The sequence below is a fragment of the Sphingomonas sp. genome (assembly GCF_019635515.1).
In the GTDB taxonomy this organism is placed as follows: domain Bacteria; phylum Pseudomonadota; class Alphaproteobacteria; order Sphingomonadales; family Sphingomonadaceae; genus Sphingomonas.
Genome location: NZ_JAHBZI010000001.1, coordinates 743,175 through 764,637, shown reverse-complemented (window position 1 = coordinate 764,637; position 21,463 = coordinate 743,175). Strand labels below are relative to the sequence as shown.

Sequence of the window (21,463 nt, the reverse complement as noted above, 5' to 3'; positions counted from 1 at the left end):
CCAAATCCCGTGTCCGAGATGTTCCGCATTACGCTGCCCGACGGTTCCGTCCGCGAGGTAGCCCCGGGGACTACCCCGGCGGACATCGCCGCGGCGATCGGTCCGGGGCTGGCCAAAGCGGCGATCGCCGCGCGCGTCGATGGCGAGCTGCGCGACATCATGCGCCCGTTCGAGGGCGACAGCCAACTGGCACTGGTGACGGCCAAGAACGAAGCAGATGCGCTGGAGCTGGCGCGGCACGACTTCGCGCACATCCTGGCCGAAGCGGTGCAGAAGCTGTTTCCGGGCACGCAGATCACCTTTGGCCCCTCGACCGATGACGGCTTCTACTACGACTTCGCGCCGAAGGATCGTCCGTTCACCGACGAGGATCTGCCGGCGATCGAAGCCGAGATGCGCAAGATCATCGCCACCGATCAGCCGCTGATCCGCGAAGTGTGGAGCCGCGCCGACCTGATCGCGCGCTGGCAACGTGACGGCGAAAGCTTCAAGGCCGAATGGGCCGCCGAGCTGCCCGAGGGCGAGGAACTGACGGTGTATCGAGCCGGCAAGGGCGAGGACGCCTGGCTCGACATGTGCCGCGGGCCGCATCTCGCCTCGACCGGCAAGCTCGATCCCAACGCCTTCAAGCTGACCCGCGTCTCGGGCGCCTATTGGCGCGGCGACCAGAACAACGCGATGCTCAGCCGCATCTACGGAACCGGCTGGCTCAACAAGAAGCAGCTCGATGAGCATCTGACCCGGCTGGAGGAAGCCGCCAAGCGCGATCACCGCAAGATCGGCCAGGAGATGGACCTGTTCCACCTCCAGAGCGAGGCGCATGGCAGCGTGTTCTGGCATCCGCAGGGCTTCGTCATCTGGCGCGCGCTGGAGGCCTATATGCGCCGCGCGATCGATGCCGCGGGCTATCTCGAGGTCAAGACGCCGCAGGTGATGGACGCGAAGCAATGGGAGCAGAGCGGCCATTGGGGCAAGTATCGCGAGAACATGTTCGTCATCCCCGACGAGGTGCCCAATACCGAGGATGAAGGCGCGATCGTTTCCGACGCCGCCGAGTGGATGGCGCTGAAGCCGATGAACTGCCCGGCGCACGTCCTGATCTTCCGCCAGGGAATCAAATCGTACCGCGATCTGCCGCTGCGCCTCTATGAAAATGGCTGCTGCCACCGCAACGAGCCGCACGGCGCGCTGCACGGGCTGATGCGCGTCCGCCAGTTCACCCAGGACGACGCGCATATCTTTTGCCGCGAGGATCAGATCGTCGACGAGGTCCAGGCATTCTGCCGCCTTGCCGACCGCATCTACAAGGATTTCGGCTTCACCTATTCGATCAAGCTGGCGCTGCGTCCCGAGAAGCGCTTCGGCACCGAGGAAATGTGGGACAAGGCGGAGACCGAATTGCGCGATGCCGTGGTTCGCGCCGAGCTGGCGACCACGGAATATGGCTGGGAGGAACTGCCCGGTGAAGGCGCCTTCTACGCCCCCAAGCTGGAATGGCACCTGACCGACGCGATCGGGCGGACCTGGCAGGTCGGCACCATCCAGTCGGACCGGGTGCTGCCCGAGCGGCTCGACGCGAGCTATGTCGGCGAGGATGGCGAGCGCCATCGCCCGGTGATGCTCCACCGCGCCATCTTCGGCAGCTATGAGCGCTTCATCGGCATCCTGATCGAGCATTTCGCCGGCCGTTTCCCGCTCTGGCTGGCGCCGGTGCAGGCGGTGGTGGCGACGATCGTCTCGGACGCCGACGACTATGCCCGGGAAGTCGCGGCGAAACTGGAGGCGGCGGGCATCCGCGTCGAAACCGATCTGCGCAATGAGAAGATCAACTACAAGGTGCGCGAGCATTCGCTCGCGAAGGTCCCGTACCTGCTCGTCGTCGGCAAGCGCGAAGCCGATGAGGGCACCGTCGCGGTGCGCACGCTCGGTTCGCAGGGCCAGGAAATGCTGAGCCTCGACGCAGCGACCACGAAGCTGCGCGACGAAGCGACGCCGCCCGATCTGCGCTGATGCCGGCGACGCTGGCGATCTATGCCTGCGCCGCGCTGGCGGAGATCGCCGGCTGCTTCGCCTTCTGGGCGGTGTTCCGGCTCGACAAGCCGTGGTGGCTGCTCGTCCCGGGCGGCGCCTCGCTGGCGCTGTTCGCCTGGCTGCTGACGTTGAGCAGCGCAGATGCGGCGGGCCGCGCCTATGCGGCGTATGGCGGCATCTACATTCTCGCGTCGCTCGGCTGGCTGATCCTGGTCGAGCGGATCGCGCCGACGCGGTGGGACCTCGCCGGATCCTTGCTGGCCACTCTCGGTTGTATCGTGATCCTCGCCGGAAGGCGTTGATCCGCGCTAGGATGCCCGCGCAGACACAATTGATACAATCTGCGACAATATTTCTGCCGGACACATAGAAACGATCGTCCGTGCCTCCCGTTGGCGTGTCCTGAGTCCTTCACCCGGCTCGCAATCAGGAGAATGCACATGATCCTTCTCGGACTTGCCTTGGCCACATCCACGGCCGCGGTTCCGACAGTGACGCCCGCACCGCTCGAAATCCAGCGGTACAACCAGCGCCACAACCGCAACGACTGGCGCAAATGGCGCAAGGGCCAGCGCTTCGACCGGCGCCACGCGCGCTATTACCAGCAGATCGACTATCGCAAGTATCGCGGCCTGCGCGCGCCGCCGCGCGGCTATCGCTGGGTGCGCTCGGACAATGATGCGGTTCTGGTCGCGATCGGCAGCGGAATCATCGCCTCGGTGATCGCCAACGCGATCCGCTGACCGGCGCATGCGGGCGGCCGTTTTGCGCGACCGCTCGCTCCCCGCTTTCAAATTGCGCGCCCAGCGACTATATCGCACGCCGGAATCACCTAGGAGCTAGTCTTATACGTCCTCCCATGACCCGGCGCCCGCTCGCGCCACCGCCGATGAATGGTCCGCGGTTCAACGAATTCATCCAGTCGCCCAAGGTTCGCGTGATCGACCATGAGGGCGAAAATCTCGGCGTCATGTTCACGCGCGAAGCGATGGAACAGGCGCAGTCGCTCGGGCTCGACCTTGTCGAAGTGTCGCCCAATGCCGACCCGCCCGTCGCCAAGTTCCTCGACGTCGGCAAGTTCAAATACGAGGCCCAGAAAAAGGCCAACCTCGCCCGCAAGAGCCAGAAGACGCAGGAGATCAAGGAGATCAAGATGCGTCCCAACATCGACGATCATGATTATGAGACGAAGATGAAGGCGGTGCACAAGTTCATCGGCGAAGGCGACAAAGTCAAGATCACCCTGCGCTTCCGCGGCCGCGAGCTGAGCCACGGCCAGCTCGGCATGGCGCTGCTCAAGCGCGTCCAGGACGACACCGTCGAGGACGCCAAGGTCGAGAGCTATCCGCGCATGGAAGGCCGGCAGATGCTGATGGTGCTGTCGCCGAAATAAGCGGCTGGCCATGTTGGCGGAAGGTTCGAAGGGCGGGGCCGCGGCTCCGCCCTTTTTCGTTTGCAAGCCCAACCGCTCCGCGCGAAGATACTGACAACGATGTCGGCGAGAGGATACGGTGATGTGGCGTTGCGGGATGGCGGCGGTTGCGCTTGGAATTGCCCCCATTGCGGCGGCGCAGACCGTCCATAATCCACCGATCACCGCCGGGACCGACGAGGAGCTGACGCTGCCCACTGATCACCAGCTGGTCTGGTCCGACGAGTTCGACACGCCCGGGCTTCCGGACCCGAAGAAATGGGGCTGGGACACCAGCCGCAACAAGGAAGGCTGGTACAACAACGAGCTGCAATATTACGCCGCCAAGCGCCGCGAGAATGTCCGCGTCGAAGGCGGCAAGCTGATCATCGAGGCGCGCAAGGAGCGGCTCGCCGCGCGGGACGATTATGGCGGGCAGCAATTCGCCTCGGGCAAGATCGTCACCAAGGGCAAGGCCGACTGGAAATACGGCTTCTTCGAAATCCGCGCCAAGCTCGCGTGCGGGCGCGGGGTGTGGCCGGCGATCTGGATGCTGGCGTCGGACGGCAGCAAGGGCTGGCCGGCGATGGGCGAGATCGACATCATGGAGCATGTCGGCTGGAACCAGGGCCGCAGCTACGGCACCGTCCATACCGGTGCCTACAACCATACGATCGACACCCAGAAGGGCAGCTACACGACAGTACCCGACGCCTGCGAGGCGTTCCACAATTACCAGATGGACTGGAACGAGGACCGCATCCTGATCGGCGTCGACGGCCGCGCGCATATGCGCTTCGACAATGACAGGAAAGGCGATCCCGCCACCTGGCCGTTCGGCACGCCCGAATATCTGATCCTCAACGTTGCGGTGGGCGGCTGGGGTGGACAGATGGGGATCGATCCGGCGGCGTTTCCGGCGCGGATGGAAGTGGAATATGTGCGGGTTTGGCAGAAGCGGTAGGCTCTACCCGCCGTCCTTGAGGCTGCCAGGCTGCGCGCCGCGTCCAGCGTGAACCAAGAAGAGCAATATCACTGCGAGCGTAGCGAGGCCCAGCACTGTATTAAGGGGTCGGCCGATCGAGGATTGAATGACGACTTCAATCGGCGCCAATAATTCCCACACCATAAACATCACTATAGGCCCGCAGACGATTAGTCTGGCCTTACGACTCCAACTATATCTGCTCGCAAGATAGATACATGACCACATAACAAACTGCGACACGCTACTTGCAATATCGATCATGATAGTTGATCCCGCGATAGAACCTCAAGCCTAGCACTACTTTCGAAGTATGGAAGTGCGCCCTTTTGTAACCCTGGAGACTCGTCATAATTCCCTGCCGATCTGCATGGCGACAGAAGCGGGTCCCAGGGTCAAGTTCGGGGTGACAATCAGTTGCTAGTCGCCTGCCCCGCAATCGCCGCCGACGTCGCCGGCGCAGGCATCGGATCCGCCGATGTCGCCGCCATAGCCGCTATCGGCATAACCGCCGCCGCCGTCCTGTCTGGGCACGCGCTTTCGTTCCGCCGCGATGTCCTCGTCGCGCGGACGGATGCCGATCGCCACGGTGGCGCCGAGCAGGAAGATCACCGCGCCGGTGGCGAGGATCAGCGGCCAGCTCATTGGGCCGGCGGCTCCCACAGCTCGATGGCATTGCCCTCGGGATCGTGGATGCGGGCGAACTGGCCGGTGCTCGGGTCGTTCCATTCGGGTTTGATGATGATCTCGATTCCCGCCGCGTTGAGCTGTTCTAGCAGGCTGTCGAGATCAGTGACGCGCAAATTGATCATGTACTGCTTGTCGGCGGCGAAATAATCGCTGTCGGCCTTGAACGGGGCGAACACCATAGGACCGCCGCTGGTCGTCCACACCCATTGGTTGACCGCCCCTTCGCCGGCGCCGTCGCAGCCGCCGCCGACGTTCAGATGCTCGCGATACCAGGCGTTGAGCGCATCGGGGTCCTTCGCGCGGAAGAACAGCCCGCCCATTCCGACTACGCCCATATCCTCTCTCCCTTATGCGGCCTGCGCGACCACGCCCTCGCCGCTGGCGGCATCGAGCAAGCGCTTCTCGATCGCCTTCAGCCGCGCGCCGCTCTCGATCTTATCGCCGATCAGGTCGGTCAGATAGAAGGTGTCGACGGCACGTTCGCCGTACGTGGCGACGTGCGCCGAATGGATCGTCACCTTCGACTGGAACAGCGCCTGCGCCAAGTGGAACAGCAGCGCCGGCCGGTCGCGGGCGTTGACCTCGATCACGGTGAAGCGGTTCGAGGCCTTGTTGTCGATCAGCACATTGGGCTCGATCTGGAACGCGTCGGCGCGGAGCCGCGGCAAGGGCCTGGTCCTGAGGCGATCGGACAATTTGGTGCGGTTGGCGAGCGCGTCGGCGATGCTGGTCTTGATCCGTTCGAGCCGCTGATCCTCGTCGAACGGACGGCCAAGCGGATCCTGAACGAGGAAATTGTCGAGCGCCATGCCGTCGCGGGTGGTGTGAATGCGGGCATCGATGATGTTGCCGCCGGCGACATGGATGGCGCCGGCGATCCGATAGAACAGGCCGGGATGATCGGCGGCGTAGACGGTGACGAGCGTCGCCCCGCGCTCGGGATAGACCTGCGCCTCGACCGACAGGCTGGCATCGCCGGCGGCGTCGATCTGGCGGGCGTTGCGCTCGAGCACGTCGAGCGGCTCGGCGATCCAGTAGCTTTCGGTGGCGCGCTTCTTGAACGCGGCCATGCGCTTGTCGTCCCAGCCGAGCATCTCGGCCAGGGCGGCCTGCTTGGCCATGACGCGCTCGCTGCGGCCCTTCTGCTTGTGGCCGAGGCGCAGAACCTCCTCGGCGCTTTCGAACAGATCGCCGAGCAGCTGGCGCTTCCAGCCGTTCCACACGCCGGGGCCAACCGCGCGGATATCGACGATGGTGAGGATGAGGAGCATGCGCAGCCGCTCCGGGCTCTGCACATGCTCGGCGAAATCGAGGATCGTCTTGAAGTCGCTGAGGTCGCGCTTGAAGGCGGTGGCCGACATCAGCAGATGCCAGCGGACCAGCCAGGCGACATTCTCGGTCTCGGCCGCGCTCAGGCCGAAGCGCGGGCAGAGCCGCTCGGCGATTTCGGCGCCGAGCACCGAATGATCGCCGCCTCGGCCCTTGGCGATATCGTGGAGCAGCACCGCGCAATAGAGGACGCGGCGGCTGACGACCTGCGCGAAGATGCCGGTGGCGAGCGGATGATCCTCCTTGAGATCGCCCTTCTCGATCTGGCTGAGCAGCCCGATCGCGCGGATCGAATGCTCGTCGACGGTGTAATGGTGATACATGTCGAACTGCATCTGCGCGACGACGCGGCCGAATTCTGGAACGAAGCGGCCAAACACACCGCTCTCGTTCATCCAGCGCAGCACCGTCTCGGGATCGCGCGGGCTCGTCAGCACCTCCATGAACAGCGCGTTGGCATGGGGATCGCCGCGGACATCATCGACCAGCTTGGCGTCGCGGGCGGCGGCGCGCATCGCCAGCGGATGGATTTCCAGCCCGTGGAGATCGGCGAGCTGGAAGAGCTGGATCAGACGCGCCGGTGCTTCGGCGAAGAAATTGTCGCGCGGGATCGCCAGCCGGCCGCGTTCGAGGGTGAAGCCCTTGAGCTTGCGCGGGGATCGGAACAGCGTCGGGAAGCCGAAGCGGCTGCCGCGCGACGCGAACTTCTCATCGAGATGCGCGAGGAAGACGCCGGTCAAATCGCCGACCATCTTCGCCTGGAGGAAGTAGAAGTGCATGAAGCGCTCGACCTTCGATTTCCCCGGGCGGTCCGCGTAGCGCATCCGTTCGGCGATCTCGCGCTGGACGTCGAAGGTCAGCCGGTCCTCGGCGCGGCCAGTGATCAGGTGGAGCTGATTGCGCACCGCCCAGAGGAAGTTCTCGGCGCGGCGGAACTGGCGGAATTCATGGGCACTGAGCAGGCCGGCCTCGACCAGTTCGGCGGGCTCGCGGACGTTATAGGCGTATTTGCCGATCCAGAAGAGCGTGTGGAGGTCGCGCAGGCCGCCCTTCCCTTCCTTGACGTTGGGCTCGACGACGTAGCGGCTGTCGCCCATGCGCTTGTGACGCGCCTCGCGCTCGGCGAGCTTGTCGGAGATGAAGGCGCGGGCGGTGTCGTGCTGGACCTCCGCCCTGAAGCGGCGCGACGCCTCGTCATAGAGATCGGTGTCGCCCCAGACATAGCGGGCTTCGAGGAGCGCGGTGCGGACGGTGACGTCGCCCTTGGCCTGGCGCACCATCTCGTCGAGCGAGCGCGACGAATGGCCGACCTTCAGCTGCATGTCCCAAAGCGAATAGAGCATCGATTCGATCACCTGCTCGCTCCAGCCGGTGACCTTCCATGGGGTAAGGAAGGCGATATCGATATCCGAATGCGGCGCCATCTCGCCGCGGCCATATCCGCCGACCGCCAGCAGGGTCATGCGCTCGGCGGTGCTGGGATTGGAGTTGCGGTGGAGCCGCTCGGTGGTGAAATCCCAGAGCAGGCGGAGCAACTGATCGATCAGGAAGGCGCCGGCGGCGGCGGCTTCGAGGCCCTTGGAGGGATGCTCGGCGATGCGGCGGGCGATCTCGGCGCGGCCGGCGTCGAGCGCCTGGCGGAGTTCGGCGGTGGCTGCCTGGCGGAGCAAGGTGCCGTCCCTGGCCTCGAGCGCCGCCAGCTTCTCCGCGACGCCGCGCCGGTCGATCAGCGCGCGGCGATTGGGGACGGAATCGAAGCGGGACATGCGGAAGGGGATAGGCCGATGGCGGATGTTGCGCCACTATATCCGTCATACCCGAGAAAGCGGGAACCCAGAGCCAAGCAGGGCTTCGCTGAGTAACCCTGCGTCATCCCCGCTTTCGCGGGATGACGCAGTTGGCTAATCCGGCTTCTTCGCCACACCCACCAGCGCGGGGCGCAACAGGCGATCGCGGATCATGTAGCCCGACTGGATTTCCTGAACGATCGTGCCCGGCTCGGCATCGGCGGTGGGCATTTCCATCATCGCCTGGTGACGATTGGGATCGAGCGCCTCGCCCATCGCGACGATCTTCGAGATGCCGTGGCGGGCGAACACCGTATCCAGTTCGCGGCCGGTGGCTTCGAGCCCGGTGACCAGCCCCTTGAGCTTGTCGTCCTCGCGCAGCTCGGCCGGGATCGCGGCGAGCGCGCGCGCGAGATTGTCGGCCACCGACAGGATATCGCGCGCGAAGGCGGTCGCCGCATAGGTCTTGGCGTCCTGCGCTTCCTTCTCGAAGCGGCGGCGAACATTCTGGGTCTCCGCCTGGGCGTACATCACCGCCGCCTTGGCCTCAGCCAGCTCGGCCTCCAGCTCGGCAAGGCGGTCATGCTCGGCGACTTCGGGCGCCGCTTCCGCGGTTTCCTCGCGCAGGTCGAGCGCCTCGTCCCGCGTTTCGTTAGCCTCGGTCGTGTCCATCTTCTTGTCTTTCGCCATATCTCTTCTTGTTCAAGCAAGTAATCGGGCCAGCGTTGCCGCCGTAAAATCCACCATTGGCACTACCCGCGCATAATTCAACCTCGTGGGGCCGATCACACCGACCACGCCGACCACGCGGCCATCGAGCGCGCGCACCGGTTTGGCGATCACCGACGAACCGGACAACGCGAAAAGCTTGTTTTCCGATCCGATGAAGATGCGGGTGGCTTCGCCTTCGCTGGCGCTGTCGAGCAGGCGAGCGATCTCTTCCTTGCCCTCCAGCTCGTCGAGCAACTGGCGGACGCGGTCGAGATCATCGGCGGCGGTGGCATCGATCAGCCGCGCCTGACCGCGCACGATCAGCACCGGGCGGCGGCCATTATCCTCGCTCCATACCGCAAGACCGCGTTCGACCAGCGCCGATGCGGCACTGTCGAGCGCGGCGCGCTGGTCCTTGAGGTCGCGGGCGACGCGGCGCTGGGCCTCGCTGAGGGTGACGCCGCCGAGCATCGCGGTCAGGTAGTTGCTGGCCTGGGCGAGCGCGGTCGGGTCCATGCCCCCGCGCAGCTCGACGACGCGATTCTCGACCGAGCCATCCTCGCCGACCAGCACCGCCAGCGCGCGATCGTGACTCAAGGGCACGAAGCTGAACTGGCGCAGCACCGGCTCGGCCTTGGGCACCAGCACCAGCCCGGCACAGGCGGAGAGGCCGGAGAGCGCGGCGGTGGTGCTGGCAAGGGCATCCTCGACCGGGCCCGCCTGCCCGGCGCGCAGCTCGATCGCGGCGCGTTCCTCCGCGGAAGGAGCGCTGGCCTGCATCATGCCGTCTACGAACAGGCGCAGGCCGGTCTCGGTCGGCATGCGGCCGGCGCTGGTATGCGGCGCGGCGAGCAGACCAAGTTCCTCCAGATCCTGCATGACGTTGCGGATCGAGGCGGGGGAGAGATTGAGCGCCGAGATCTTCGAGATCGTCCGCGAGCCGACCGGCGCCCCGGTATCGAGATACGAATCCACGACGATGCGAAATACATCGCGGGCGCGGTCGGTCAGCTCGTGGATGGGGGGCGTGGTCATCGCGCCTAATGTAGCGCGGGCGGGCCGCGCCTCAATGGCCGGCCCTCATTTGCGCAGCATCGGCAGTGTCGCGGCGGCGACCGTGCGGCCGTCCGCACCGCACTTGTAAGCGAGCGCCTTGGCCTGCGCCGCCACCTCCCCCGGCATGCCGGCACCGGTTCCGGCCAGCACGTCCATCACATGCGGATCGCAGTCATGGTCGGTGCCGCCGCCGAAGCGGTGCTGCCTTGCATATTCGTCGACCTTACGGGTCATCAGGTCGGTTCCGCTGGGAAAGCCTTCATTACCGGCGACCACGACCTGATAGGACCATGCTGCGGGGTTGCCACCCCCCAACCCGGCGAGCGGCACGCTGCCGATGATCGCGCTGCCGACGCCGCGGGTCCGCTGCGGAATGAGCACGTCGGCGAGAAACGGCGCGGCTTTGACCTGGACCTCGGTCAGCACCCGCGCGGGCCGCTGGGGCGAAAGGATGACGACCTTGTCCCAGCCGGGACGCGCGAAACGGATATTGAGGCCGGGCAGCCCGTCCAGATACTTGCCCGCGCCGGTGCGGATGAAGACGAAAATCATCTGGGTGGAGAAGCCGCCGCCCATCTTCCAGTGATCGATCAGCGGCGCGCTCATCCGCACCGTGAATTCGAGATTGGTGCCCAACTGGCGGGCTTCGAAGCCAGTCATGTCGAAACTGCCGGGCGTGTAGGCGGCGTCGGTGGGATAGACATAACTGCCCGGGCCGTTGTCGTCGCCCACCGGGTCCTTGAAGCTCACCGTCTGCGCCTGCACCATCTGCGGCAACATCATCGCGAGCGCGCCCGCCAGAATTCGCTTTCTCATCCGTTTCTCCCTTCCCCGTTGGCTAGGGCCGCGGCCCGATCAGCGCCTCCAGCGCCGGCACTTCCTCCGGGGCGCTGCCGATCGCTTCGGCCATGTCCTGATTCTTGTCCATGTCGCAGCCGAAATAATAATTCAGCGTCTGGCTGTCGCCGATGGCGCGGGCCCAGATGATATCGACGCCGGGCAAGTCGGTCGCGGCGCGGGCGCAATTCTTCTTTTCGTCCGGCGTGTAGCGCGTCGTCCCGCTGGTCGGGCGATAGGGCGCGAGCTTGGCGGCGAAGGCGTCATATTCGGCCTTGCTGAACTTGAATTCGCGGGTGCCGGTCACCGCGGTGAGCGCTTGCCCTCGAAGGTGCCGGTGCCGTCGGGGCGCAGCGTCACCACATAGATCGGGCAGGCACCGAAGCAGGCGCTGGTCTCGTACCGGATCGAATCGCCCTCGATCGCGACCGGCGCGTCAGGCAGATCGGGGCGCCCGTCGCGCGCGCAGCCTGCCAGCGCCAACGCCACCGCACCCAAAGCCATCCACTGCCGCATCGCCTGTCTCCTCCACGCGGGACCCGCCGCAACACTGGCGCGTTCCGGTCTTCCCGTCTACGTGGCCGAGGCGAGTTTACAGGAGAATGAACATATGCGCCCATCCGGCCGCGCCCCCGATGAAATGCGAGCGATCAGCATCGAGCCCAATTTCACCCGCCATGCGGAAGGCTCCGTGCTGATCGGCTTCGGCGACACGCGGGTGCTGGTGACCGCGAGCATCGAGGAGCGGATCCCGCCCTGGCTGCGCGGCAAGGGCGAAGGCTGGGTCACCGCCGAATATGGCATGCTCCCCCGCGCCACCCATACCCGCGGATCGCGCGAGGCGGCCAAGGGCAAGCAATCGGGACGCACCCAGGAAATCCAGCGGCTGATCGGACGCTCGCTGCGTTCGGTCACCGATCTGAAGCTGCTCGGCGAGCGCCAGATCACGCTCGACTGCGACGTGATCCAGGCAGATGGTGGCACGCGGACGGCGGCGATCAGCGGCGCCTGGGTGGCGCTGCGGCTGGCGGTCAACAAGCTGCTGACGGCAGGCCTGCTTGAGCGCGATCCGATCCAGCAGCAGGTCGCAGCAGTTTCGTGCGGCATCTATCGGGGCAATCCGGTGCTCGATCTCGATTATGACGAGGATAGCTCCGCCGACGCCGACGCCAACTTCGTGCTGCTGTCGGACGGCAAGATCGCCGAAGCGCAGGCGACCGCCGAGGGCGCCTGCTATGACGAGGAAGGGCTGCTCCGCCTGCTCCGCCTCGCCCGCATCGGCTGCGGCCGGATCTTCGAAGCGCAGTTGAAGGCAGTCTCATGAGCGGTGAAGGCGAAGTCCCCCAGGCGATCCGCAAGCTGGCTCCCGGCAAGCTGGTGATCGCCAGCCACAACGAGGGCAAGGTCCGCGAAATCCGCGCGCTGCTGGGGCCGTTCGGGATCGAGCCGGTTTCGGCGGCCGAGCTCGATCTGCCCGAGCCCGAGGAAACCGGCACGACCTTCGTCGCCAACGCCGAGCTGAAGGCTTTGCAGGCGGCCGATCTGTCCGGCCTGCCGGCGCTGGCCGATGATAGCGGGCTTTGCGTGGAAGCGATCGGCAACGATCCCGGCATCTTCTCGGCGCGCTGGGCAGGTCCCACCAAGGATTTCGGCATGGCGATGCAGCTGATCGAGGACAAGTTCGCAGGCCTGCCGCCCGAGACCGGCCGCGATGCGCACTTCGTCTGCGCGCTGGCACTCGCCTGGCCAGACGGGCATGTCGAATGGTTCGAGGGGCGCGTCGATGGCACGCTCGTCTGGCCGCCGCGCGGGGAGAATGGCTTCGGCTACGATCCCATGTTCGTGCCGAATGGATATGACGAGACGTTCGGCGAGATGGAGCCCGATGCCAAGCATGCGATGAGTCATCGGGCGGATGCGTTCAACCAGCTGGTCGCGGCGGTGCTTTAACTCGTTCTCCTGCGAAAGCAGGAGTCCAGGGTTTCAGAGGACATCGCTCGTGACCTTGGGTTCCTGCTTTCGCAGGAGAACGGGCAGCGCAGAGCAGCGCCTTGCGATACGCCTCCAGATATTTTACTCCTAAAGCAATTGGGAGGATCGGATGCGCATTGCCTGCCTTGGCGGCGGCCCTGCCGGGCTCTATTTCGCGATCTCGATGAAGCTGCGCGACCCGCGCCACGTGATCGATCTCTTCGAACGCAACAAGGATGGCAGCACGTTCGGCTGGGGCGTGGTCTTCTCCGACCAGACGGTCGAGAATCTCATGGCCAACGATCCCGTCAGCGGCGCGACGATCCGCGACGAGTTCGCGCATTGGGACGACATCGACGTTCATATCCACGGGCAGCGTATCCGCAGTTCGGGGCATGGGTTCATCGGGATCGGCCGCAAGCGGCTGCTGCGGATATTGCAGGAGCGCGCCCGCGAACTCGGCGTGACGCTGCATTTCGAGCATGAGGCGAGCCCCGATCTGGACGATTGGGCGGAATATGACCTGGTGGTCGCGGCGGACGGCGCCAACAGCCGCATCCGCACCCGCTACGAAGCGCATTTCGGCGTTGATATCCAGACGCGGAAGAACAAGTTCTTCTGGTTCGGCACGCACAAGGTGTTCGACGCCTTCACCTTCGCGTTCGAGCAGACCGAGGCGGGCTGGGTGTGGGCGCATGCATACCGATTTGGAAAAGGCCTCTCGACCTTCATCGTCGAATGCGAGCCGGAGACCTGGGCCGCGCTGGGCTTCGACCGGATGAGCCAGGCCGAGGCGATCGCCAAGTGCGAGGCGATCTTCGCGCAGTATCTGGGCGGCAATGCGCTGATGTCGAACGCGGCGCATCTGGCGGGGCCGGAGGCGTGGCTCAACTTCCGCCGGATCATCTGCGACCAATGGCATTACCGCAACCTCGTGCTGCTCGGCGACGCCGCGCACACCGCGCATTTCTCGATCGGATCGGGGACCAAGCTGGCGCTGGAGGATGCGATCAAGCTGGCCGAGGTGCTCAACCGCCCGGGCCTCGACCGCGAGACGGCGCTGATCGAATATCGCGACGAGCGCAATCTCGAGGTGCTCAAGCTCCAGAACAGCGCGCGCAATTCGACCGAATGGTTCGAGACACTCGATCGCTATCTGGGGTTCGAACCGATCCAGTTCGCCTATTCGCTGCTGACGCGGTCGCAGCGGGTGAGCCATGAGAATCTGCGGCTGCGCGATCCGGAATGGCTGGCCGGGCTGGAGCGCTGGTTCGCGGGCGGCGAGCATGCGACACCGCCGATGTTCGCGCCGTTCACCTTGCGCGAGATGGCGCTGGCGAACCGCATCGTCGTCTCGCCGATGGCGACCTATTCGGCGGTTGACGGCCTGCCGAACGACTTCCATCTCGTCCACTACGGCGCGCGCGCGCAAGGCGGCGCGGGGCTGGTCTTCACCGAGATGACCTGCGTTTCGGAAGAGGGCCGGATCACGCCGGGCTGCGCGGGCATCTACACGCCCGAGCAGGTCGCGGCGTGGAAGCGCGTCGTCGATTTCGTCCATGCGCATAGCCAGGCGAAATTCTGCCTCCAGCTCGGGCATTCGGGGCCGAAGGGTTCGACCAAAATCGGCTGGGAAGGCTATGATGTGCCGCTCGACAGCGGCAATTGGCCGCTGATGGCCGCATCGGACATCGCCTGGAGCCCCGACAACCAGGTGCCCCGCCCGATGACGCGCGCCGACATGGATAGGGTACGCGATCAGTTCGTGGCGGGCGTGCACGCCGCGATCGAGGCGGGGTTCGACATGATCGAGCTCCACGCGGCGCACGGCTATCTGCTCTCCAGCTTCATCACCCCGCTGACCAACAAGCGCACCGACGAATATGGCGGCAGCCTGGAGAATCGCCTCCGCTTCCCGCTCGAAGTCTTCGTGGCGATGCGCGCGGCCTGGCCCGCCGAGCGGCCGATGTCGGTGCGGATTTCGGCCAATGACTGGATGGGCGATGCGGGGGTGACGCCGGAAATGGCGGTCGAGATCGCGCGTGCCTTCGCCGAGGCCGGCGCCGACCTGATCGACGTTTCGGCCGGGCAGACCTGGGCGGAGTGCTTGCCCGTCTATGGCCGGATGTTCCAGACGCCGTTCGCCGACCGCATCCGCAACGAGGGGCGGCTGACGACGATGGCGGTGGGCAACATTTTCGAGGCGGATCACGCCAATTCGATCCTCGCCGCCGGCCGCGCCGATCTGGTCGCGCTGGCGCGGCCGCATCTGATCGATCCGAGCTGGACGCTGCGCGCGGCGGCGCAGCAGGGCTATCGCGATGTCGCGGTTCCGCCGCCCTATCTCGGCGGGATGAGCCAGCTCGCGCGCAACCTCCAGCGCGAGCAGGAGCTGCGGGGATGAGGCTGGCGGGACAGCAGGCGCTGGTCACCGGCGGCGGCACCGGCATCGGCGCGGCGATCGCGCGCGCGCTGGCGGCGGAAGACGCGACGGTGACGGTGATGGGACGGCGGCGCGAACTGCTGGAAGCTATAGCGCGGGAGATTGGTGGCACCGCCATCGCCGCCGATGTGACCGATCGCGGCGCAATCGATCGGGTGATCGCCGACGCGGGCCCCTTCACGATCCTCGTCAACAATGCCGGGCTCGCCGAAAGCGCGCCGTTCGCCAAGGTCACCGAAGACGCGTGGCGGCAGGTGCTGGCGGTCAATCTCGACGCGGTGTTCCATTGCTCGCAGGCGGCGCTGCCGGGGATGCTGGCGGCGGGACATGGCCGGATCGTCACCATCGCCTCGATCGCCGGACTGCGCGGGGCCGCGTACGTCGCACCCTATGTCGCGGCCAAGCATGGCGCGGTCGGGCTGATGCGCGCGCTCGCCGAGGAACTGCGGAGCAAAGGTGTCACCGCCAACGCGGTCTGCCCGGGCTATGCCGATACCGAGATCGTCGCGGCGGCGGCGCGCAACATCCAGGCGAAGACCGGGCGCAGCGCAGAGGAAGCGCGTGCCGAGCTTGCCCGCTTCAATCCCAGCGGCCGGCTGATTGCGCCGGAAGAGGTCGCGGACGCGGTGGTCGAACTGGTACTGTCGAATCGCACCGGCGAAGCGATGGAGATCGCATGAGCCGCGCCGTCGCCGAGAAGCATGACGGCGCGCTCGGCGACCACGCCAATGTCCGGCTGTGGCTGCGGCTGCTTAGCTGCACCATGGCGATCGAGAAATCGGCGCAGCGGGTGCTGGGCGAGCGCGGCACCACCCTGCCCCGCTTCGACGTCATGGCCGCGCTCGAGCGCGCGGACGACGGCCTGACGATGGGGGAATTGTCGCAGGCATTGCTGGTCTCGAACGGCAATGTCACCCAGCTTGTCCAGAAGCTTGCCGCCGACGAACTGGTGCAGGTCACGCCCGATCCGCGCGATCGCCGCGTCTCGCGCGTGCGCCTGACGCAGGCTGGCCGCATGCATTTCGCCGACCTGGCGACCGCGCATCATGATCATATCGACGCGCTGTTCGCCGCGCTGCCCGGCGCCGACCATGCCCGGCTCTATGCCGCCCTGGGCGCGCTCAAAACCTCGATCGCAACCGCCAAGGAACCCGCATGAACCCCGAAACCTTCGCGCCCAAGCATTTCGGCTGGCACTACGCCGATCGCGTCGCGACGATCACGCTGAACCGCCCCGAGCGGAAAAACCCGCTGACCTTCGATTCCTATGCCGAGCTGCGCGACACGTTCCGCGATCTCGCGCTCGATCAAACGGTCAAGGCGGTGGTGATCACCGGCGCGGGCGGCAATTTCAGCTCGGGTGGCGATGTCCATGAGATCATTGGTCCGCTGACCGAAATGGCGATGCCGGAGCTGCTCGCCTTCACCCGGATGACCGGCGACCTGGTCAAGGCGATCCGGCGCTGCCCGCAGCCGGTGATCGCGGCGATCGACGGGATCTGTGCCGGGGCGGGCGCGATCCTGGCGATGGCATCGGACCTGCGCATCGCGACGCCGCGAACCAAGACCGCCTTCCTCTTCACCCGCGTCGGGCTGGCGGGCGCGGACATGGGCGCCTGCGCGATCCTGCCGCGGATCATCGGCCAGGGACGAGCGGCGGAGTTGCTGTTCACCGGCCGGGTGATGACTGCGGATGAAGGCGAGCGCTGGGGTTTCCACAACCGGATCGTCAAAACCGAAGCGCTGATGGAAGAGGCTCGAGCACTCGCGGCCGGTCTCGCCGCCGGACCGACCTTCGCGCATGGGATCACCAAGACGCAGCTCGACATGGAATGGGCGGTGAGTCTCGACGTGGCGATCGAGATGGAGGCGCAGGCACAGGCGATCTGCATGCAGACCCAGGATTTTCGACGTGCCTTCGAGGCGTTCGCCGCCAAGCAGACGCCGGTGTTCGAGGGCGACTGATGGCCGACAAGAGCTTCCTCGCCTGGCCGTTCTTCGACGCCGCGCACCGCGAACTGGGCGAGGCGCTCGATGATTGGGCCGCCCGCGAGATCGGCCATGCGCATGGCGACGATGTCGACCAGGAATGCCGCGCACTGGTCCGCAAGCTCGGGAGCAGCGGATGGCTGCGGCATTGCGTGCCCGCCGAATATGGCGGCGCCTCCGAAACGCTCGACGTACGCTCGCTATGCCTGATCCGCGAAACGCTGGCGCGGCATTCGGGGCTCGCCGACTTCGCGTTCGCGATGCAGGGGCTGGGATCGGGGACGATCTCGCTGTTCGGCACGCCTGAGCAAAAGGCGGCGTGGCTGCCCCGCGTTGCGAAAGGCGAAGCGATTGCGGCGTTTGCACTGACAGAGCCGGAATCCGGATCGGACGTCGCCTCGATGACCACTAGCGCGGTGCGCGATGGCGATGGCTGGGTGATCAACGGCGCCAAGACGCTGATCTCGAACGGCGGCATCGCCGATTATTATGTGCTGTTCGCGCGGACCGGCGAGGCACCCGGCGCGAAAGGCATTTCGGCATTTATCGTCCCCGCAGATACGCCGGGCCTCGACGCCAGCGAACGGATCGAGGTGATCGCGCCGCATCCGCTGGCGACCTTGCGCTTCACCGATATGCGCCTGCCCGCCGATGCGCTGCTCGGCGAAGCCGGGCGCGGCTTCGCGCAGGCGATGGCGACGCTCGATATCTTCCGCACCAGCGTCGGCGCTGCGGCCCTGGGCTTCGCGCGGCGAGCGCTCGACGAGGCGACCACCCGCGTGTTGAGCCGAAAGCAAGGCAGCGGCACTCTGGCCGACAATGCGGTGATGCAGAGCTACCTCGCCGAGATGGCGCTCGATATCGACGCCTCGGCGCTGCTGATCTATCGCGCCGGCTGGGTCCGCGATGTCGAGGGCCGAGCGAACACCCGCGAGGCGGCGATGGCCAAGCTGCACGCCACCGACAGCGCGCAGCACGTCATCGACAAGGCGGTGCAGATGTTCGGCGGGATGGGCGTGGTGCGTGGCGTGCCGGTCGAGGCTTTGTACCGCGAGATCCGCGCGCTGCGCATCTATGAGGGCGCATCCGAGGTGCAAAAACTGGTGATCGCGCGCCAGCATCTGAAGGGTGCGCAATGAGCTTCACGATGCAGACCCCGCTCCGCTTCGCCCACTGCGATCCGGCTGGGATCGCTTATTATCCGCGCTATTTCGAGATCGTCGACGCGGCGGTCGAGGACTGGACCGAAGCGGCGCTCGGCGTCTCGCGCGCGGCGATGCACCGCGACATGGCATTGGGCACCCCGGCGGTCGAGCTCCACGCCAGCTTCGCGGCGATCTCGCGGCATGGCGACCTGCTCGATGTGGCGATCGCGGTCGGCGAGGTCGGGCGCACCTCGCTCACGCTCGACGCCACGGTGACCAGCAGCGGCGATCTGCGTTTCGAGGTTACACTCAAGATCGTCCTCATGGATCTCACCGTAATGAAGGCAAAGCCGTGGCCCGATGACTGGCGGGCGCGGCTGGAGGCAATGGCATGACCGCGCATACCACTTTGCTCCCCCCCCGCTGGCCGCGTCCCAAGGGCTATGCCAACGGGATCCTCGCCGAGGGCCGAACCGTCTGGACCGGCGGCGTCGTCGGCTGGGACGAGCAGGAGACCTTCCCCGATAAGGACATGGCCGGGCAATTCCGCCGCATCCTGACCAGCACCGTCGCAATCCTCGCCGAAGCGGGCGCGGGCCCCGAACATATCGTGCGGATGACGTGGTACGTGACCGACCGGCAGGAATATCTCGATGGCCTGCCCGCGATCGGCGCGGCCTATCGCGAGATCATCGGCAAGAACTTTCCGGCAATGGCTGTGGTGCAGGTGGTGGCGCTGATGGAGGAAGCCGCGAAGATCGAGATCGAGACCACCGCGGTGATCCCCAATGGCTGAGCCGTTCAACCTCGCCGACTATTATGTCTTCTCGAACATCGCGGCCGGGCGCGGGGCGAAGACCGCGATCCTGTTCGAGGATCAGGCGATCCCCTATGCCGAGGTGGCGAACAAGGTCAGCGCGGTCGCGGCGCAGTTGATCGCGCGCGGACTGCTGCCCGAGCAACGCGTACTGCTGTGCATGCAGGACCGGCCGGAGTTCGTGTACGCGTGGTTCGGCGCGCTCAAGGCGGGTGCCGTGGTGACGCAGGTCAATCCGCTGCTGCCGGTCGCGGACTATTCCTATTATCTCGGCTATGTGAAGCCGCAGTTCGCATTCGTCGACGAGGCGAGCATGGAGGCGTTCGGCGCGGCATTGGCGGGCTCGCGGTTTCAGCCGGAGACGATCGCCGCGGACGACTTCAACGCGTGGCTGGCCGGGCCCGCCGCCGATGCCGAACCCTGGCCGACCACTCGCGACGATCCCGCCGTGTGGCTGTTCACCAGCGGCAGCACCGGCCAGAGCAAGGGCGCGGTGCACAGCCACGCCCACTTCCCGTTCAATACCCAGGTCTATGCGCAGAACTTCATCGGCATGGGCGAGGACGATGTAACCCTCTCCGGCGCCCGGCTCTATTTCGGCTATGCGACCGGCACCAATCTGATGTTCCCCTTCTCGGTCGGTGCAACGACGATATTATTCCGCGAAGCCCCCAGCGCCGAGCGGCTGTTCGCGCTGATCGAACGCCACAAGCCAACGGTGCTGACAGCGGTGCCGACGCTCATCAACCGCATGCTGGAGGCCGAAGGCGGCAAGCCCGACCTCTCCAGCCTGCGCTTCGCGTGGAGTGCGGGCGAGGCCCTGCCGCGCGACCTGCATCAGCGCTGGGACGATGCATTCGGCGTGCCGATCATCGACGGCATCGGCAGCGCCGAGAGCTTCCACATCTATATCAGCAACCGCCCCGGCGACATCCGCCCCGGCAGCCTCGGCAAGCTGGTCCCCGGATATGAGGCGAAATTGCTCGACGATGACGGCGCGCCCGTGCCCGCCGGCGGGGTGGGCACGCTGCACATCCGCGGCGACAGCGCGGCGCTCTATTACCATGCCGATTACGCCAAATCGGTCGAGCATCTACGCGGCGGCTGGATCGTCAGCGGCGACAAGTTCCGCCAGGACGAGGACGGTTACTGGTATTTCGAGGGGCGCGGCGACGATCTGATCAAGAGCGGCGGCATCTATGTCAGCCCGGTCGAGGTCGAAGCCTGCCTGACCGAGCATCCGGGCGTGCGCGAATGCTGCGTGCTGGGCAAGGCCGACGCCAACGGGCTGGAGAAGCCGTTCGCGCTGGTGGTGCCCGCCGAGGGGCATGGCCCGGAAACGCTGGCCGGGGAACTGATCGCCTTCGCGCGCGCGCGGCTGGCGCGGTACAAGGTGCCGCACGCGATCGCCTTCCGCAGCGAGCCACTGCCCCGCAACGACCGCGACAAGATCGACCGCAAGCGGCTCCGGAAGGAAATCTGATGTACGCCGATCTGCCCTGGACCGAGATTCGCGACGCGCTGGCGGGCGAGGCTCCCGTGGTGGCGATCCTCCCGCTCGGCGCGATCGAAGCGCACGGGCCGCATCTGCCGCTCGGCACCGACGTGATCATCAGCGACGGCATGGCAAAGCGCGCGGCGGAAGCGCTGGAGGCAAATGGCGTGCGCGCCTTCGTGCTGCCCGCGCTCGCCTATGCGCCAGCTGAATATGCCGCCGAATTCGCGGGGACGATCTCGATCAGTTCGGCGACCGCGACCGCACTACTGCTGGATATCGCACGCAGCCTGCAGACGCAGGGCTTTGCCTGTCTCGCGCTCGCCAACAGCCATTTCGATCCCGCCAATGTCGCGATGCTGCGCGCCGCCGTGCCCGAGATCGTCGCGCTCGGCCTGCCGGTCGCCTTCCCCGATTTCACCCGCCGCGCCCTGGCGCAAACGCTGACCGAGGAATTCCAGTCTGGCGCCTGCCATGCCGGCCAGTTCGAAACGAGCCTCGTCCTCGCCGACCGGCCGGAAACCGTCCGCGAGGCCGGCAAGTCGCTGGACGCCAATCCCGCCAGCCTCGTCACCGCCTTCGCGGCGGGCGCCACCACCTTTACCGAGGCTGGCGGCCCGCACGCCTATTTCGGCGACCCCGCCGCCGCGACCGCGCATGAGGGCGCGCAGACCTATGCGGCGATGGCCGAGGCGATCGTCCGCGAAGTGCATGCGTTGTTGAATTGACAACGGCCTTGGCCGTGCTCCCGCGAAAGCGGGAGCCT

24 protein-coding genes are annotated in these 21,463 nt (G+C 66.2%); 16 read left to right on the top strand and 8 right to left on the bottom strand.

Translation table 11 applies throughout. The features are described from left to right. Positions 1–18: 18 nt before the first annotated feature. The 5 genes from thrS to KF730_RS03740 all read left to right on the top strand — a co-directional run bounded on the left by thrS (position 19) and on the right by KF730_RS03740 (position 4,406). Positions 19–2,010 carry a threonine--tRNA ligase gene (gene thrS / locus KF730_RS03760; protein WP_294092356.1) on the top strand — a complete coding sequence of 664 codons (1,992 nt, stop codon included), beginning with the start codon at positions 19–21 and terminating at the stop codon, positions 2,008–2,010. Next, entirely contained in the window at positions 2,010–2,333 is a 324-nt protein-coding gene (locus KF730_RS03755) for a YnfA family protein (RefSeq protein ID WP_294092355.1), read from the top strand. Before thrS ends, KF730_RS03755 begins: the two co-directional genes overlap by 1 nt. A gap of 132 nt (positions 2,334–2,465) precedes the next feature. Continuing rightward, positions 2,466–2,774, top strand: a complete 309-nt coding sequence (locus KF730_RS03750) for an RcnB family protein (RefSeq protein ID WP_294092354.1) — start codon at positions 2,466–2,468, stop codon at positions 2,772–2,774. A gap of 116 nt (positions 2,775–2,890) precedes the next feature. Continuing rightward, positions 2,891–3,424 carry a translation initiation factor IF-3 gene (infC, locus tag KF730_RS03745; RefSeq protein ID WP_294092352.1) on the top strand — a complete coding sequence of 178 codons (534 nt, stop codon included), beginning with the start codon at positions 2,891–2,893 and terminating at the stop codon, positions 3,422–3,424. A 121-nt stretch (positions 3,425–3,545) separates the two neighbouring features. Continuing rightward, entirely contained in the window at positions 3,546–4,406 is an 861-nt protein-coding gene (locus KF730_RS03740; protein ID WP_294092351.1) for a glycoside hydrolase family 16 protein, read from the top strand. A gap of 441 nt (positions 4,407–4,847) precedes the next feature. On the opposite strand, the gene KF730_RS03735 is transcribed toward KF730_RS03740, so the two are convergent. From KF730_RS03735 to KF730_RS03700, 8 genes are all read right to left on the bottom strand, one after another. After that, entirely contained in the window at positions 4,848–5,072 is a 225-nt protein-coding gene (locus KF730_RS03735; RefSeq protein WP_294092350.1) for a hypothetical protein, read from the bottom strand. Then, positions 5,069–5,452, bottom strand: a complete 384-nt coding sequence (locus KF730_RS03730; protein ID WP_294092349.1) for a VOC family protein — start codon at positions 5,450–5,452, stop codon at positions 5,069–5,071. Before KF730_RS03730 ends, KF730_RS03735 begins: the two co-directional genes overlap by 4 nt. A 12-nt stretch (positions 5,453–5,464) precedes the next feature. Continuing rightward, positions 5,465–8,212, bottom strand: coding sequence for a [protein-PII] uridylyltransferase (locus KF730_RS03725; protein WP_294092348.1), 2,748 nt, complete (start codon positions 8,210–8,212; stop codon positions 5,465–5,467). 135 nt (positions 8,213–8,347) lie between these two features. Next, positions 8,348–8,923 (bottom strand): nucleotide exchange factor GrpE, encoded by a 576-nt coding sequence (gene grpE, locus KF730_RS03720; protein ID WP_294092347.1) that lies wholly within the window; start codon positions 8,921–8,923, stop codon positions 8,348–8,350. A gap of 12 nt (positions 8,924–8,935) precedes the next feature. After that, a complete protein-coding gene (gene hrcA / locus KF730_RS03715) occupies positions 8,936–9,979 on the bottom strand; it encodes a heat-inducible transcriptional repressor HrcA (RefSeq protein ID WP_294092346.1) in 1,044 nt (347 codons plus the stop codon). Between the two features lie 45 nt (positions 9,980–10,024). After that, the gene (locus KF730_RS03710) at positions 10,025–10,816 is read right to left on the bottom strand and encodes a glucodextranase DOMON-like domain-containing protein (RefSeq protein ID WP_294092345.1); all 792 of its coding nucleotides are present in this window, start codon (positions 10,814–10,816) and stop codon (positions 10,025–10,027) included. A gap of 22 nt (positions 10,817–10,838) precedes the next feature. Then, on the bottom strand, positions 10,839–11,144 hold the full coding sequence (locus tag KF730_RS03705; protein WP_294092344.1) for a hypothetical protein: 306 nt from the start codon (positions 11,142–11,144) through the stop codon (positions 10,839–10,841). Next, entirely contained in the window at positions 11,141–11,353 is a 213-nt protein-coding gene (locus KF730_RS03700) for a DUF6438 domain-containing protein (protein ID WP_294092343.1), read from the bottom strand. Before KF730_RS03700 ends, KF730_RS03705 begins: the two co-directional genes overlap by 4 nt. A gap of 94 nt (positions 11,354–11,447) precedes the next feature. Here KF730_RS03700 and rph point away from each other — a divergent pair, with 94 nt between their 5' ends. The 11 genes from rph to KF730_RS03645 all read left to right on the top strand — a co-directional run bounded on the left by rph (position 11,448) and on the right by KF730_RS03645 (position 21,425). Then, on the top strand, positions 11,448–12,161 hold the full coding sequence (gene rph, locus KF730_RS03695) for a ribonuclease PH (RefSeq protein WP_294092342.1): 714 nt from the start codon (positions 11,448–11,450) through the stop codon (positions 12,159–12,161). After that, positions 12,158–12,787 (top strand): RdgB/HAM1 family non-canonical purine NTP pyrophosphatase, encoded by a 630-nt coding sequence (rdgB, locus tag KF730_RS03690; protein ID WP_294092341.1) that lies wholly within the window; start codon positions 12,158–12,160, stop codon positions 12,785–12,787. The genes rph and rdgB overlap by 4 nt, the downstream gene beginning before the upstream one ends. Before the next feature lie 151 nt (positions 12,788–12,938). After that, on the top strand, positions 12,939–15,212 hold the full coding sequence (locus KF730_RS03685; protein ID WP_294092340.1) for a bifunctional salicylyl-CoA 5-hydroxylase/oxidoreductase: 2,274 nt from the start codon (positions 12,939–12,941) through the stop codon (positions 15,210–15,212). Then, a complete protein-coding gene (locus KF730_RS03680) occupies positions 15,209–15,931 on the top strand; it encodes an SDR family NAD(P)-dependent oxidoreductase (RefSeq protein WP_294092338.1) in 723 nt (240 codons plus the stop codon). Before KF730_RS03685 ends, KF730_RS03680 begins: the two co-directional genes overlap by 4 nt. Continuing rightward, the gene (locus KF730_RS03675; protein WP_294092337.1) at positions 15,928–16,410 is read left to right on the top strand and encodes a MarR family transcriptional regulator; all 483 of its coding nucleotides are present in this window, start codon (positions 15,928–15,930) and stop codon (positions 16,408–16,410) included. The genes KF730_RS03680 and KF730_RS03675 overlap by 4 nt, the downstream gene beginning before the upstream one ends. Then, entirely contained in the window at positions 16,407–17,216 is an 810-nt protein-coding gene (locus tag KF730_RS03670) for an enoyl-CoA hydratase family protein (RefSeq protein ID WP_294092336.1), read from the top strand. Before KF730_RS03675 ends, KF730_RS03670 begins: the two co-directional genes overlap by 4 nt. Then, complete coding sequence (locus KF730_RS03665) at positions 17,216–18,379, top strand: acyl-CoA dehydrogenase family protein (RefSeq protein ID WP_294092335.1); 1,164 nt, start codon at positions 17,216–17,218, stop codon at positions 18,377–18,379. The genes KF730_RS03670 and KF730_RS03665 overlap by 1 nt, the downstream gene beginning before the upstream one ends. 8 nt (positions 18,380–18,387) lie before the next feature. Then, positions 18,388–18,780: a thioesterase family protein gene (locus KF730_RS03660; protein ID WP_294092334.1), complete on the top strand. Its 393-nt coding sequence runs from the start codon at positions 18,388–18,390 to the stop codon at positions 18,778–18,780. After that, on the top strand, positions 18,777–19,181 hold the full coding sequence (locus tag KF730_RS03655; RefSeq protein ID WP_294092333.1) for a RidA family protein: 405 nt from the start codon (positions 18,777–18,779) through the stop codon (positions 19,179–19,181). The genes KF730_RS03660 and KF730_RS03655 overlap by 4 nt, the downstream gene beginning before the upstream one ends. Further along, positions 19,174–20,685 (top strand): benzoate-CoA ligase family protein, encoded by a 1,512-nt coding sequence (locus KF730_RS03650; RefSeq protein ID WP_294092332.1) that lies wholly within the window; start codon positions 19,174–19,176, stop codon positions 20,683–20,685. Before KF730_RS03655 ends, KF730_RS03650 begins: the two co-directional genes overlap by 8 nt. Next, positions 20,685–21,425 (top strand): creatininase family protein, encoded by a 741-nt coding sequence (locus KF730_RS03645; RefSeq protein WP_294092331.1) that lies wholly within the window; start codon positions 20,685–20,687, stop codon positions 21,423–21,425. The genes KF730_RS03650 and KF730_RS03645 overlap by 1 nt, the downstream gene beginning before the upstream one ends. Positions 21,426–21,463: the final 38 nt, after the last annotated feature.

Coding starts and splice junctions, on each gene's coding strand:
- thrS (WP_294092356.1), top strand. CDS start 19: ATGTTCCGCATTACGCTGCCCGACGGTTCCGTCCGCGAGGTAGCCCCG.
- KF730_RS03755 (WP_294092355.1), top strand. CDS start 2,010: ATGCCGGCGACGCTGGCGATCTATGCCTGCGCCGCGCTGGCGGAGATC.
- KF730_RS03750 (WP_294092354.1), top strand. CDS start 2,466: ATGCACATGATCCTTCTCGGACTTGCCTTGGCCACATCCACGGCCGCG.
- infC (WP_294092352.1), top strand. CDS start 2,891: ATGACCCGGCGCCCGCTCGCGCCACCGCCGATGAATGGTCCGCGGTTC.
- KF730_RS03740 (WP_294092351.1), top strand. CDS start 3,546: ATGTGGCGTTGCGGGATGGCGGCGGTTGCGCTTGGAATTGCCCCCATT.
- KF730_RS03735 (WP_294092350.1), bottom strand. CDS start 5,072: ATGAGCTGGCCGCTGATCCTCGCCACCGGCGCGGTGATCTTCCTGCTC.
- KF730_RS03730 (WP_294092349.1), bottom strand. CDS start 5,452: ATGGGCGTAGTCGGAATGGGCGGGCTGTTCTTCCGCGCGAAGGACCCC.
- KF730_RS03725 (WP_294092348.1), bottom strand. CDS start 8,212: ATGTCCCGCTTCGATTCCGTCCCCAATCGCCGCGCGCTGATCGACCGG.
- grpE (WP_294092347.1), bottom strand. CDS start 8,923: ATGGCGAAAGACAAGAAGATGGACACGACCGAGGCTAACGAAACGCGG.
- hrcA (WP_294092346.1), bottom strand. CDS start 9,979: ATGACCACGCCCCCCATCCACGAGCTGACCGACCGCGCCCGCGATGTA.
- KF730_RS03710 (WP_294092345.1), bottom strand. CDS start 10,816: ATGAGAAAGCGAATTCTGGCGGGCGCGCTCGCGATGATGTTGCCGCAG.
- KF730_RS03700 (WP_294092343.1), bottom strand. CDS start 11,353: ATGCGGCAGTGGATGGCTTTGGGTGCGGTGGCGTTGGCGCTGGCAGGC.
- rph (WP_294092342.1), top strand. CDS start 11,448: ATGCGCCCATCCGGCCGCGCCCCCGATGAAATGCGAGCGATCAGCATC.
- rdgB (WP_294092341.1), top strand. CDS start 12,158: ATGAGCGGTGAAGGCGAAGTCCCCCAGGCGATCCGCAAGCTGGCTCCC.
- KF730_RS03685 (WP_294092340.1), top strand. CDS start 12,939: ATGCGCATTGCCTGCCTTGGCGGCGGCCCTGCCGGGCTCTATTTCGCG.
- KF730_RS03680 (WP_294092338.1), top strand. CDS start 15,209: ATGAGGCTGGCGGGACAGCAGGCGCTGGTCACCGGCGGCGGCACCGGC.
- KF730_RS03675 (WP_294092337.1), top strand. CDS start 15,928: ATGAGCCGCGCCGTCGCCGAGAAGCATGACGGCGCGCTCGGCGACCAC.
- KF730_RS03670 (WP_294092336.1), top strand. CDS start 16,407: ATGAACCCCGAAACCTTCGCGCCCAAGCATTTCGGCTGGCACTACGCC.
- KF730_RS03665 (WP_294092335.1), top strand. CDS start 17,216: ATGGCCGACAAGAGCTTCCTCGCCTGGCCGTTCTTCGACGCCGCGCAC.
- KF730_RS03660 (WP_294092334.1), top strand. CDS start 18,388: ATGCAGACCCCGCTCCGCTTCGCCCACTGCGATCCGGCTGGGATCGCT.
- KF730_RS03655 (WP_294092333.1), top strand. CDS start 18,777: ATGACCGCGCATACCACTTTGCTCCCCCCCCGCTGGCCGCGTCCCAAG.
- KF730_RS03650 (WP_294092332.1), top strand. CDS start 19,174: ATGGCTGAGCCGTTCAACCTCGCCGACTATTATGTCTTCTCGAACATC.
- KF730_RS03645 (WP_294092331.1), top strand. CDS start 20,685: ATGTACGCCGATCTGCCCTGGACCGAGATTCGCGACGCGCTGGCGGGC.